Origin of the sequence: Rhizobium sp. PRIMUS64 (assembly GCF_023006465.1) — a bacterium.
In the GTDB taxonomy this organism is placed as follows: domain Bacteria; phylum Pseudomonadota; class Alphaproteobacteria; order Rhizobiales; family Rhizobiaceae; genus Rhizobium; species Rhizobium leguminosarum.
The window spans coordinates 1-13,001 of the sequence record NZ_JALBGX010000048.1 but is presented as its reverse complement, the minus strand read 5'-3'; the positions used below and the strand labels follow the sequence as shown (position 1 = coordinate 13,001).

At 58.8% G+C, this 13,001-nt stretch carries 11 protein-coding genes; 7 read left to right on the top strand and 4 right to left on the bottom strand.

Features of this window, described 5'->3' with window-relative positions; translation table 11 throughout:
• Positions 1-3: 3 nt before the first annotated feature.
• The 7 genes from MOV76_RS19460 (at position 4) to MOV76_RS19430 (ending at position 8,354) form a co-directional block, all read left to right on the top strand.
• The gene (locus MOV76_RS19460; protein ID WP_247265097.1) at positions 4-1,875 is read left to right on the top strand and encodes a GMC oxidoreductase; all 1,872 of its coding nucleotides are present in this window, start codon (positions 4-6) and stop codon (positions 1,873-1,875) included.
• 100 nt (positions 1,876-1,975) lie between these two features.
• Positions 1,976-3,094: a ferritin-like protein gene (locus tag MOV76_RS19455; protein ID WP_247265096.1), complete on the top strand. Its 1,119-nt coding sequence runs from the start codon at positions 1,976-1,978 to the stop codon at positions 3,092-3,094.
• On the top strand, positions 3,091-3,573 hold the full coding sequence (locus MOV76_RS19450) for a hypothetical protein (protein ID WP_247265095.1): 483 nt from the start codon (positions 3,091-3,093) through the stop codon (positions 3,571-3,573). The genes MOV76_RS19455 and MOV76_RS19450 overlap by 4 nt, the downstream gene beginning before the upstream one ends.
• Positions 3,574-3,617: 44 nt before the next feature.
• Positions 3,618-4,556: a myo-inosose-2 dehydratase gene (iolE, locus tag MOV76_RS19445; RefSeq protein WP_247265094.1), complete on the top strand. Its 939-nt coding sequence runs from the start codon at positions 3,618-3,620 to the stop codon at positions 4,554-4,556.
• Between the two features lie 128 nt (positions 4,557-4,684).
• A complete protein-coding gene (locus MOV76_RS19440; protein ID WP_247265093.1) occupies positions 4,685-5,701 on the top strand; it encodes a sugar phosphate isomerase/epimerase in 1,017 nt (338 codons plus the stop codon).
• A 136-nt stretch (positions 5,702-5,837) separates the two neighbouring features.
• A complete protein-coding gene (locus MOV76_RS19435; protein WP_247265092.1) occupies positions 5,838-6,662 on the top strand; it encodes an MBL fold metallo-hydrolase in 825 nt (274 codons plus the stop codon).
• A 36-nt stretch (positions 6,663-6,698) separates the two neighbouring features.
• Entirely contained in the window at positions 6,699-8,354 is a 1,656-nt protein-coding gene (locus tag MOV76_RS19430; RefSeq protein WP_247265091.1) for an alpha-keto acid decarboxylase family protein, read from the top strand.
• A 161-nt stretch (positions 8,355-8,515) separates the two neighbouring features.
• On the opposite strand, the gene MOV76_RS19425 is transcribed toward MOV76_RS19430, so the two are convergent.
• The 4 genes from MOV76_RS19425 to MOV76_RS19410 all read right to left on the bottom strand — a co-directional run.
• Entirely contained in the window at positions 8,516-9,217 is a 702-nt protein-coding gene (locus MOV76_RS19425) for an HpcH/HpaI aldolase/citrate lyase family protein (protein WP_247265090.1), read from the bottom strand.
• 16 nt (positions 9,218-9,233) lie between these two features.
• Positions 9,234-10,037 carry an SDR family oxidoreductase gene (locus tag MOV76_RS19420; protein WP_247265089.1) on the bottom strand — a complete coding sequence of 268 codons (804 nt, stop codon included), beginning with the start codon at positions 10,035-10,037 and terminating at the stop codon, positions 9,234-9,236.
• A 9-nt stretch (positions 10,038-10,046) separates the two neighbouring features.
• The gene (locus MOV76_RS19415) at positions 10,047-11,723 is read right to left on the bottom strand and encodes a hydantoinase B/oxoprolinase family protein (RefSeq protein ID WP_247265088.1); all 1,677 of its coding nucleotides are present in this window, start codon (positions 11,721-11,723) and stop codon (positions 10,047-10,049) included.
• Between the two features lie 11 nt (positions 11,724-11,734).
• The coding region (locus tag MOV76_RS19410; protein WP_247265087.1) for a hydantoinase/oxoprolinase family protein at positions 11,735-13,001 on the bottom strand (1,267 nt) is incomplete at its 5' end.

Sequence of the window (13,001 nt, the reverse complement as noted above, 5' to 3'; positions counted from 1 at the left end):
AACGTGCTTTTTCCCCTCGAATCCGCGATAAAAGCCGATGCCAAGACCGTCGCTACGTCTGACGACTACGATATCGTCATCGTCGGCAGCGGCATTTCCGGAGCAATCATTGCCAAGCAGGCTGCGGAGGCGGGCAAGCGTGTCCTTATCCTTGAAGCCGGAACCGGTGCCAATAGCACTCTGGCAGGCTATGACAATCTGTTGACGACGTTCTATTCGGCAGCCTCCAAGGACAACCAGTCGCCCTTTCCGCTGAATGCCAACGCGGCCATGCCCCGCAGCCCGCAGCTTCGCAAGCTGCAGGCGGGGGAAACCAATAGCTCGACCTATATCGTTCAATCCGGCCCCTATGTCAGCGATACGACATATACCCGTATTTTCGGCGGAACGACCATGCACTGGGAGGCGAAAACGCCCCGCCTGCTTCGCTCGGATTTCAAAACGCGCACCATTTTCGGCCAAGGGTTGGACTGGCCGCTGAGCTTTGAGGAAGTCGAGGATGATTACCGCCTGGCCGAGCGGGAAATCGGCGTATCGGCGGATGTCGAAGATCAGCAATATCTGGGGCAGACCTTCCCGGGCGACTATGTCTTTCCCATGCGCGGCCTGCCGCTTTCCTATCTGGATCAGCAGGTCAACAAGGGCATCGAAGGCACCAGTGTCGAACTTTACGACAAGACTTATCCCCTGAAGGTCAGGCCCTATCCGCAAGGGCGCAACAGCATACCGAACCCGGCCTATGACGGTGGGAAGGGCTACCGCCCCATCGGCGCAGTCGATACGCATCAGGTCGAAGAGGGAGGTCGCTGCCAGGGCAACACCAACTGCGTACCGCTCTGTCCCGTGCAAGCGCGCTACCACTCCGGCAAAACGCTTGCCAAGGCGTTCGCGGTAAACGGGAAAAGGGGCGAGCAGCTTGTCGAACTGTTGCCGCAGGCGGTCGCATCAAAGGTCAACATCGATCCGGATAACGGAAAAGTCCGCTCCCTCGAGGTGAAGATTTACAAGGACCCGGCCTCACCGGCCCACGAGACCATCACCGTGAAGGGCAAGGTTTTCGTGCTTGCGGCAGGCGCGATCGAAACGGCGCGTCTCATGCTGGCCTCCGGCCTGCGCAGCACCAGTGGTCTTGTCGGACGCAATCTGATGGACCACGCCTATCTGCTGAACTGGGCGCTGATGCCGGAAATCTGCGGCACGATGCGCGGAACCAGTTCGACGGGCGGTATCGTGGACCTGCGGGACGGCCCTTTCCGGGAAAGGCAGGCCGCCTTCGCCATCGATATCCATAACGACGGCTGGGGTTGGGCCACGGGTGCGCCGACCTCCGACCTTCTGGAACTAGTGGATGATCACAACCTCTACGGGGCGGATCTTCGGCGCGGCATGATCGACCAGGTTTCGCGGCAGTTACTGCTGGCATTCATGATCGAGGTCATGCCCGTCGAAAGCAACCGCATCGCGGTGGACCCGCAATATACCGATGCTCTGGGCAACATGCGGCCCATCCTGTCCTTCACGGTTCCGGAATATACCATGAAGGGTGCCGCCTATGGCCGCCAGTTTGCGCGCACCGTCTTTACGCGTCTGGGCGCGCAGGATCATACCAAATACGACCCCAGCGATTTCGGCTATGTGGCCTATGAGGGGCAAGGCTATGCGATCCGCGGCGGCAATCATCTGGCCGGCACCCATATCATGGGAACGACGAAGACCAATTCCGTCGTGGACAAGAACCAGCGCAGCTGGGACCACGAAAACCTTTATCTCGTGGGCGGCGGCAGCATGCCAACGATCGGCACGGCCAATGTCACCTTGACGCTGGCCGCCATGTGCTTCCGAAGCGGCCGCGACATTCTGAAGTCTCTGCATTGAATGAAGACCGGCATCCTCTGCTTGGAACGAACCGACGGTCTCGACGCAAGCGACACGAAGCCGACCTGTGCACCCAACTTATCTTTCATGGAGCTTGAGCATGTATTCCTACAGCATTAAGACGCTCGATGAGCTGAAAGAGTTTCTCTATCGGGCGATGCAGCTCGAACATGCGACGATTCCGCCGTATCTGACGGCGCTTTACTCGATCAAGCCCGGCGTCAACCAGGATGCGACCCAGGTTCTGCGCGTGATCGTCGTAGAAGAAATGCTGCATCTGACCATTGCGGCCAATATTCTCAATGCCATCGGCGGCACGCCGGATCTTGTCAGGCCGGACTTCGTAGCCCGCTATCCCGCCGCCCTGCCGGACGGTGAGACCGATTTCAAGGTCAGTATCCAGGCTTTCAGCCGTGAGGCGCTGGCGACTTTCCTGAAAATCGAGCGGCCGGCCCAGCGTCCTGAACATCTCGTCGGCAAGGGCCTGATATATCGCAAAACTCCAACTGATATCACCGCGCTTGCCAGCCATCCGAGGCATGAGGACCTCCATTTCTTCAGTATCGGTGAGTTCTACTCGACTATCGCGGAGGGCATCAAATACCTGGAAGCCGAAGCGCATGGGGCGGGCACAACCATCTTTACCGGCGACGGTTCGCGCCAGATCACCTCGGAATATTATTACTCCGGCGGCGGCGAATTGTTTCCCGTGACCGATCTCAAAAGCGCCTTGGAAGCCATCGACCTCATCATTGAACAGGGCGAAGGCGACGGTGGTGGTATCTACGACGATGACGACCACGAACTGGCCCATTACTACCGTTTCGAGGAACTGGTCAAAGGCCGCTACTACCAGAAGGGCGACCAGCCCGGCCACCCCACAGGTCCGCAGTTACAGGTCGATTGGGAAGGCGCCTATCCCATAAAAGAGAACCTGAAAGTGAAGGACATACACGAAGGCTCGGAACTGCGTGAGGCGGCGATCGCCTTCAACACGCGCTATGGCGAATTTCTCCAGCTTTTGACGCGTGCCTATAACGGTCAGCCGAGCCTGCTGCTGGAAGCCGTTCCGACGATGTTCGAATTTCGCAACATGATCCTCGAACTCATCCACAATCCCCTGCCGAAACATCCCGACAAGAACGGCAGCCCCACTTATGAGATCCCCGGCGGTATCAAACAGTCAGCCGTCACCCGGCAGGCGGAGGTGAACGCATGAGCAACCGTTTCGAGGCATTTCTGGGTCTTTCCGTCGAATTGACGGCCTTCTCCCAGTTCGATCTTCTGGGAACGGGCCTGGCGGAACGCTATCTCGCCACGCTCGACAGGGTGGTCGGTGGCGAGATCGCCGACGCGCTGCTGGCCGCTTTCGCCGCCCTGCCACCGCCGGAAGGTGAGGCCCGTATCCAGGCAGTGCGCACGACCATTCTGGGCAATGAATTGCTGGGAGACGTGGCCCGCGCGCTAATCAAGCTCTGGTATTCCGGCACCTGGTTCGAGTTGTCCTCCGCCTGGACGGAGCGCTTTGGCCCCAGGGCTGCGAATACCACCTTCGTCGTTTCTCCCGATGCCTATGTCGAGGGTCTGCTCTGGAAGGCGATCGGAGCCCACCCCGCAGGCGCCAAGGGGCCTGGTTTCGGCTCCTGGGCCTTTCCACCGAAAATTCCGGCTTTTGCGGCTCTCGATTCCAAAACCTGAACTGACGCCATTTCCGCTTGTCTTCAAAGAACTGGATGATTGCCATGACAACACATCTGCATCGACTGACGCCCGCCAAGGTCTGGCTCGGTGTCATCCCCACGCTCTGGTGGAATGACGATTTCATCAATATCGACATCGGAATTCCCTACGAGCAGGCTCTGAGTGAAATGGCGCTCGCCGGCTATGTCGGATGCGGTGTCGGCCATAAATATCCGACGGATCCGAAAATATTGCGGCCTGTCCTCGAACTCCGGGGATTGCGGATTTCCGAGCCTTGGGTGAGCACCTATTTCACCATCAATGCGATGAAGCGTCATACGCTTGATAATGTCGATGCTCAGCTCGACTTCCTCGAAGCCATGGAAGGCGGCAGCGACGATCCACGCAGGGCCGATCTGGTCGTCGCCGAGTTTGGCGGAGCGGTCAATCCGCTCCCCGTTGCCCTGTTTCCGAATTGCCCCGATTTCTCCGAGGACCAGTGGAAGCAGTTGATCGAAGGCCTGCATGAGGCGGGAGAGAAAGCCAGGGCTCGCAACCGCCGGCTCTGCTATCACCCGCATCTGGGGACCGGGGTGATGAAGACGGAAGCGATCCACCGGCTCATGGACGAGACGGATCCTCGCCTGGTGAACATGCTTCTCGATACCGCGCACCAGGCGGCTGCCGGTGTCGATCCACTGGCGCTGGCCAGAAAATACGCCCACCGCATCAAGCATGTTCACCTGAAAGACTTTCGCGCCAAGGTGGTTAGGGAGATGCACACCGGAGGATTGTCCTTCCAGCAAGGGATCGAGGCGGGGATCTTCACCGTCCCTGGCGACGGCTCCATAGAGACCTTTCCGGAAATCCTCGATGCGTTGGCCGAGGCGGATTTCGCCGGTTGGATCTGCGTCGAAGCAGAGCAGGACCCGGCAAAGGCCAATCCGCTGCAATACGCGAAAATGGGCCGCGAATATCTGCGCAAGCTGCTTGGATGGTAGCCCGGCGCGCACTGTTTGTTTCAGCCCGATGACGATGTGGAGGAGGTGGGGACGGATCTCGCCTCATGACAATGTCGGGCGAGACATCATCCTGAACCACGCATTACTGGATAGCGACAGCTGGAGCGATGAAGATGGAAGAGGCACGCAGGCGAGATATATATTTCAGCTTCTTTATGTTTACAGCCGATTTGAGGCCGAATGACGCGGGCTATACCCAGGTTCTCGTCAGGCATCTGAAAGCTCTTACCGAGATCGGCTACACCGGCTTCGATGTGCATATCGCCCCAGGATCGGCCCATGTCGGTCATCACACCGAGGTCGAAAGCTATATCAGCCTCAAGAGGGCGTTCGATCAGGCGGGCTTCCGGGATGTGAAGTTCACAACCAATGTAGGGACCACGCGAACCTTCGATCCGACCTCCCCTTACGAGGAACAGCGCAAGCAGGCTTTGTCCTATCTCAAATCCCGCGTCGACATCACCTCGGTGCTGGGCGGGGAGAATACGATCATGTCAGGGCCGTTCCTGTACCCCTATGGCATCTTTCCGCTGACGGATGACGGTGAAGGGATCTGGAGCGATGCGCTTCAGGATTGGATGAAGCCACGATACGCAGCGGCGGCCTCCATCTTCCGGGAATTGGCGCAATATTCCGCGAGGAAAGGGGTGAAGCTCGCCATCGAACCCGTCAAGAATTGGGAAACGCCCGGGCCGACCATGGTCTCGGAAGCGCTGGATTTTCTCGAAAGCGCCGACATTCCGGTCTGTGGCGTCACGATCGATACAGCCCAGGTCGTGATGGAAAGCCAGGGGCCGGCGATCTTCAGGAAAAATGTCGCCCGTGCAGTACAGCAGAACCGGCTGAATTACATTCATATCTCAGCGCCGGACCGGGGCGCTGTTAAAGATAGCTGGATTCCCTGGGAGATCATGCTGGACGAAATCGAGCCGGTCTATTCCGGCCCCTATCTCGTCGAAGTCTTCAACGCGATTCCACCCTTCGAGAGTTCGATGCGAATGACGCGCAGGCGCTTCTGGCGGCCCGGTGAGGACGCGCCGGAAGCGGGCGTCGACAGCGCCTACGACGTTGCGCGCGCCGCCCTGAAGACATTGGAGGAAAAGATCGCGTCCCGCGGCCGTTGATCTCATCCGTGATGGCGCTCGGGCGCACATGTTGGAACAACCCGGGAATGTTGGCCAGGAATGAGGAGCCCTCATCTCCGCCGTGCCCGGGTGAACGTCAAACCTCAGCAAACGACCTTCAATCAGGGAGATACCTATGGTCACGCAATTGCCGGATCCCATTAAAATCGTCAGGCGAGCAGGCGATGTCCGTATTCATACTTTCATTTCAGCTTTCACGGATGACAACATCGCCAATGCAACGCACATAATCGAAAGCAGGAACAAGCTTGTTCTTGTCGATGGGCAATTCCTCGTTCCCTATGCGCTGCAATTCAGGGAGTATGCCAACAGTATCGGCAAGGAGATCGACCGGATCTACCTGTCGCACAGGCACCCCGACCATTGGTTTGGCCTGGGAGCCGCATTCAGCGACATTCCGATTTATGCATTGCCGGAAACGAAAGAGTTCCTGAGGCAGCACGGACAAGATTCCGTCAATGACCATTGGAAAATGGGCAATCTCGCTCCGAAGAGCTTGGTAATTCCCGAAAAAACTGTCCGCGCCGGCGCGGAAATCATCGACGGAGTCAAATACGTATTTGATGAAGTTGTTGATACGGAGATCGATTTCCTTCTCACCATCGGTCTTCCGGACGTCGGCGTTTTTATTGCACAAGATCTGATCTACAGCGGAACGCACCTTTATCTGACGAAATACATGGAGCATTGGATTGGGATTTTGCAGGGTATGCTGCTGTCCGACTATGACCTGTTCCTTCCCGGTCACGGCTTTCCGGCTGACAAGAACGAGGTTGCCAAAAATATAGAGTATCTGTCCGTCGCCATGGAGGCCGCCGGCAACGGACTCACCAATGATGCTTTCAAGCGCTTCATGCTGGAAAGATTTCCCGAACGAAAATGCCCCGGAATATTCGACATATACATACCGCGCTTATTCGATAACGCGAGCGAGTTTTAATACGTCAATTGTCGTCAACAGGGGAGCCGTTGGAACATGGGCGATACATACACAGTTGGGCAATATCTGGTCGACAGACTTCGTGAGCTGGGCCTGGGGCACCTGTTTTCCGTAGCGGGTGATTATTCGATCGAATGGGTGAACAGTTATGTCGAGAAAAGCGGTATTCAGGTCATCGAAGAGGTGAATGAACTGAACGCCGGTTATGCGGCTGACGGCTATGCGAGACTGAAAGGAATTGGTGCGCTATGCGTTACCTATTCGGCAGGCTCGCTTTGCGCAACAAATGCGATCGCCGGATCTTACGTCGAGAAAGTGCCGGTCGTTCTGATCAACGGTGCGCCAAGCATCAAGAAAACGCTCACATTCGAACAAACCGGCTACAGTTCGCATCACTTCATCAGCGGGCGGGAAACGGATCTTCAGGTGTTCGAATACATAACGGCCGCTGCCGTCCGCATCGATAGCCCTCATCTTGCGCCAATGCTCATAGATTATGCGCTGACGCAGTGCATCACGGAAAGACGTCCGGTCTATATCGAGTTGCTGGAGGATATGGTGGACCTGGAATGCACGCGTCCGTCGAATGCATTAAAAGCGGCGCCAGACATATCCGACGAGGGCAGTCTCAATCAGTCGATCGCGCAAATCAGCGAAAGATTGCAAAGTGCCACCAAACCCCTGATCTGGATCGGTGTCGAGATCGACCGGTTTGGCCTTCACGACCAGGCGGAGCGGCTCATTCGGGACCTCAGGATTCCCTACGTGACCGAGCTTTTGAGCAAGGCCATCCTATCGGAAGACGATGTCCAATTTGCCGGGGTGTTTGATGGCGAATCGTCGTCACCCTATGTTCAGTCTTTGGTCAAAGACTCCGACTTCGTATTGGCGCTGGGCGTCTGGTTGACTGATATCAATGATTTGGGTTGGCCTATCGATCTCGATAAAACCGCATTCGCCTCCTGGGATACAGTGAAATATGGCACGATCTTCAACGCAGAGGTTTCGCTGGCGGATCTCGTCAACGGCCTGATTGACAAGAGGCTGACGTGCAAAGCCCAAAGTCTTCCGGCGAAAACAGCCCGGCAAGCGCCGGTCGTGAATCCGGCAGGCGAAATTACCTATCAGGGCTTCTACGATTTCATTCAGCAGCAGATCGACGGAAATACTATCGTTGGTGCCGACGCGAGTTTGAATTATTTCGGGAGCCTGCTTCTTGAAGTGGGTGCTCGCCGCGGTTTCACCGTACAATCATCCTATTCGGCGATCGGCTATATCGGCCCGGCCGCGACCGGCGTTTCGCTGGCGAAGCAAGATCGACAGAGGCTGATGGTCTTTGCGGGGGATGGCGGGTTTCAGATGACCGCTCAATGCCTCTCGACACAAACCCGCTTCAAACTCAACCCGATCATCTTCGTGATGGACAACGGCATCTATGGCGTGGAGCAATGGCTTGCCGATGCATCGGTTTTCCATGGTAACAAGCCGTTCTACAATTCATGCATCCTGCACCGATGGAATTACAGCAAGTTGGCAGAGGTCTTTGGCTGCCAAGGCTGGAAGGTGGACACCTATGGCGAACTGGCGGAAGCCATAAATGGCGCCAAAGAAAACCTGAACAGTCCGTCCATCATCCAGGTCGTCGTGCCTCAGCGGTCGATCCCCGATAATGCGAACTGGAAAGCAAGCTAGAGCTGTTCAGCTTTTGGCGGAAGCGCGGAACCGCCCTAGCCTTTTGTTTTTACGCAATTCCGGACGAAAAACCGCTTCACGCTTTTCCTGGAATTGCTTTAGACCATGTCGCGCGAAACCGTGCAGCAGATGCCGCAGAAATGGTGACCCAGTTCCGCCTGCTATCGCGAGATTGTCTGCCTGATGCCGGCAATCCCGCGGCGCAGGAAGGGATCGGTGTGGATGTAGAAGAACTGAACACCCTTCTGCAGCCAATGAGGCAGTTCATCGGTGGTAACAAGCGTGCCTGCAACCCTGCCTGCTTCGCGGATCTTGTCGACCGCGACCGAGACCTTGTCCATGACCACTTCGGGACGCGGCTCGCCGAAGGGCGGAGCCGGCGGATAGCCCATATTCTGCGAGAGATCGCCAGGCCCGATGAAGAAGACGTCGATGCCGTCGACCTCCAGCATCTCGTCGAGATTGTCGATGGCATCCACCGTCTCGATCATCGCCACCACCAGGCGTTTGTCGAAGTCGGACGGAAGAGCGTAACGGACGGCATCGACGATGGCGCGAGCCTGCTCGGCCGTGTCCACCATCGGGACCATGATGCCGTCAGCGCCCGCATTCAGATACCTGATGATGATCGGGCGTTCGTGCGAATGCGGCCTAACGATCGCCGCTCCGCCGACAGAACGGACAATCTGTGCAGTCATGCGCACATCGTCGAAGCTCCAGGTTCCGTGTTCGCAGTCGACGAAGACGGAATCCGCGCCGAGTTCCACCAGCCGGGCTGCCAGGCCCGACGAGGAGTGGTGCGGCGTATACATGGTGACTGCCTCGCCGGCCAAGAGCCGGGCGCGCAATTTGGCTCCGTTCATCAAGGTCCTCCCAATTCTATTTTTTCGGCATATCCGGCGTATTGGCCGGCGCTCCGACCCAACGCGCAATTTCGATATCCGCTGACGTGTCCCGCATGAATGTCGGGCAGATGTGAAGCTCGGGGATCACGGCGCTCTTGTTCAGGCTGGCGCAGAGGACGATCGCACGGGCGACGTCATGAGGATCCATCATGACGGCACGTTCCTCCTCCAGAGGAGGCCGCGCGCGATTGTCCATGATCGGCGTATTCGTCTCGCCGGGCAGGATCGTCGTCGCCCGGATCCCCTGATTGCGATAGGTGTTGTGCAGGAAGGTCATGAAGTTCTTCACGCCGGCCTTGGCCGCACCATAGGCCGCGCCACCGAGCAGGTTGGGGTTGATCACCGCGAGCGACGAGACCGTAATGATCGTCCCCTCGCCCTTAGCGATCATGTCCGGAAGCACCGCCTGGGTCAGGTTGAAGACGGCGGTCAGATTGATGTTGATGGTGGAAGTCCACTCTGCCTCGCTCAAGAAGCGCGCGTTCAGCACCTTGCTTGCGCTGCCCGCGTTGTTCACCAAGATGTCGACGGGCCCGACGCTATCCTTGATCCACGTCACGGCCGCAAAGATCTCTTCACGCGTCTCGATATCGAGCGCACGCGCGACGGCCTTGCCATGAGCCTCTTCGATCAAGGCCGCCACCTCGCGCAGCGGTTCGATCCGCCGCCCGGTCAGCACGACGGTGGCGCCGTCTTTTGCCAGCAGCAGGGCAGTCTCGCGACCGATCCCGGAGCCGGCTCCTGTTACCAGAGCGATTTTTCCTTGAAGAAGTCCCATATCTTTCCCCTATTCGGCCGCAGCAGCGATCGGGCCAGAATAGCCGTAAATTTCCCGCGCAGCCTTCGCCGTGATCAGGTTTTCGGAAAGATCCTGCTCGATGAGTGCAGACGAACGATCGCTCACAGGTCCCCAACCGCCGCCGCCAGGCGTCTCGACCTCGAGGCGCTGGCCCGTCTTCAGGACCACCTTGCCCTTCGGGAACTGGGGCTTGCCGTCCTTCATGACCTTTCCTGCCGATCCGCTTTGCCCTTCGACGACGCCGAAGCAGGGATGGCGGACACGCTCGGAAGCCAGATAGATGTTCATCGGGCTCTTGCCGAGGTTGCGGAGCACGACTCGCTGGCCGAGACCGCCGCGATGCTTGCCTGCTCCACCCGAGTCCGCGATCAGTTCCTTCCGCTCCGTCAGCACGGGCACGGCAACCTCGAACATCTCGATGGCCGTTACCTTGCAGTTCGAGGGGAAGCTCAGCGTGTCCAGACCATCGAGCTCTGCGCGCGCGCCCTGCCCGCCGTGGAAATTCTGGACGGAGCCATATTGCGTGCCGTCGTTGCGCTGACCGACGCAATTGGCGGCCCAGATCGGCGCGCCGCCGCTGTCGCCCATAACCTTCTCGGGCACGACGCCTTCGAGCGCCTTGAAGATCAGCGAAGGAATGACGTGCCCGATCAGGTTCCGCGAATTGCCCGCCGTCCAGTGCTGCGGATTGAGGATGCAGCCGAGCGGAGCCTCGTCGGTGATCGGGACGATGCAGCCCTCGTTATTCGGGGTCTCAGGGTCGAGCAGGCATTTCAGAGCATAGACCGAATGGGCGTAGCGATAGTTCGTCCGGCAGTTGATCGAGTGCAGAACCTGATCGGAGGTGCCGGTGTAATCGACATGGATCGACTCGTCCTTGATGATCACCGAAGCCTTCAGCGTCACGTCGACATCGTAACCGTCGAGCAGAACCTCGGCCGCGTAGCTGCCGTTCGGCCATTCCCGGATCGCCTTGCGTGTCTGCGCTTCGGAGCGGAAATGGATGGCGGTCGCCAGGTCCTCGACGTCGTCGAGACCGTATTCATCCAGGAATTTGACGAGTTCGCGGCCCATGACGTTGTTGGCAGCGATCATCGACTCGAGATCGCCGCGTACTTCGGTCGGAAGGCGTACCGACGCTTCGATGATGTCGAAGACGTCCTGGTTCGGAACGCCGGCCTTCAGCAGCTTGATAATCGGGAAGCGGATGCCCTCTTCGTAGATGTCGCTCGCTTCGGAATGCAGAGGGGCGCCGCCGATATCGGGAAGATGAGCGATGGACCCGGCATAGGCGACGACCTTGCCGTTCTTGAAGATCGGCGTGATCATCGTGACATCGGGAAGATGACCGGTGCCGATCTCCGGATCGTTGGTCGCCAGCACGTCGCCCTCTTCGAGCTTGTCTGCCGGGAACTTCGGCAGGAAATAATTCTGGGCCGCAGCCGGGAGCGAGGTGATGAAGACCGGGATCGACCAGGTGCATTGCGCCAGAGCCCGTCCCTTGCTGTCCAGGAGGACGGTCACGTAATCGTGGTTCTCGCGGACGATCGGCGAGAATGCCGTCTTGCCGAGGACGTTGTCAGCCTGGTCTGCGATAAAGATCAGACGGTTCCACATGACCTGAAGGTTGATCGGGTCGTTGAAATCGGTGGCGGGTTTCGACATCTGAGTACCCCTTAGTGAATGTTGATCACGAGGTTGCCATGGGCATCCACATGGAAGACGCCGCTTGGGCCGACGACAGCAGTTGATTCCCGCTGCTCGACGATTGCCGGGCCCTTGACCTCTTCGCCGACGGGAAGCTTGTAGTGGTCGTAGACCGCAGTCTCGACAACGCTGCCGATCTCCTGGAAATAGACCTTGCGGCTGCCCTTCTTCGCGTCGGCAACGACGGTCTCGTGCGGGCGCGTGACCTGATCCTTTTCGCCGCCGGCGCGCAGGCGCCAGGTGATGACCTCCAGCGGAGCGGCAACGGTACGGCCAAACAGTTCGCGGTATAGCTTGAAGAAATTGCCGCGGAGCTCACTGAGGAATTCCTCCTTCGGCAGGGTCCGGTCAGGCAGAACCACGGTGATTTCATGGCCCTGGCCGACGTGGCGCATGTCGACGGTGTAGCGGTTGCTGATCGTATCCTTCGGGACGCCCGCCGCCGACACGACTTCGGCGCCCTGGGCCGAAAGCTCGTCCAGCAGCCGGTTCATGGCATCCATATTCCAGGCGTCGAGTGCCATCGGATGACTTGCGGAAAGATCGACTGCCACCGGAGCGATCAACAGGCCGATCGCCGAGCTCACGCCTGCACCGGTCGGGCAGATGATGCGGGAAATGCCGAGCTTGCGGGCGATGCCATAGGCGTGGACCGGACCGGCGCCGCCGAACGCGACCATGGGCAGCGACCGAGGATCGACGCCGAGATCGGTCGCATGCATGGCGGCCGCCTTGCTCATGGATTCGTTGACGAGGTCATGGATGCCCCATGCGCAGCGCTCGACCGAAACCTCGAGCGAGTCGGCAAGTTTGGCCATCGCTTCGTGGGCGGCTTCCTTGGACACTTTGAACGAGCCGCCAACGAAGGATTCGGTGCCCATGTATCCGAGCAGGATGTCGGCATCCGTGACGGTCGGCTGGGTGCCGCCGCGCTGGTAGGCCGCCGGTCCGGGCATGGCGCCCGCGGAGTGCGGGCCGACGTCGAGCAGGCCGAGAGGGTTTTTGGCGGCGATCGAACCGCCGCCCGCGCCGATCTCGATCATCTGGATCGACTGGATCTTCAGCGGGAAACCGGACCCCTTGCGGAAGCGCTGATAATGGGCGACCTCGAGATCGGTGCCGACATTCGGCTCACCGTCCGGGATCAGGCAGAGCTTCGCGGTCGTGCCACCCATATCGAAGGACAAGACGCTCGCCTCGCCCGCCGTGCGGCCGAACTCGGCAGCGGCCACGGCG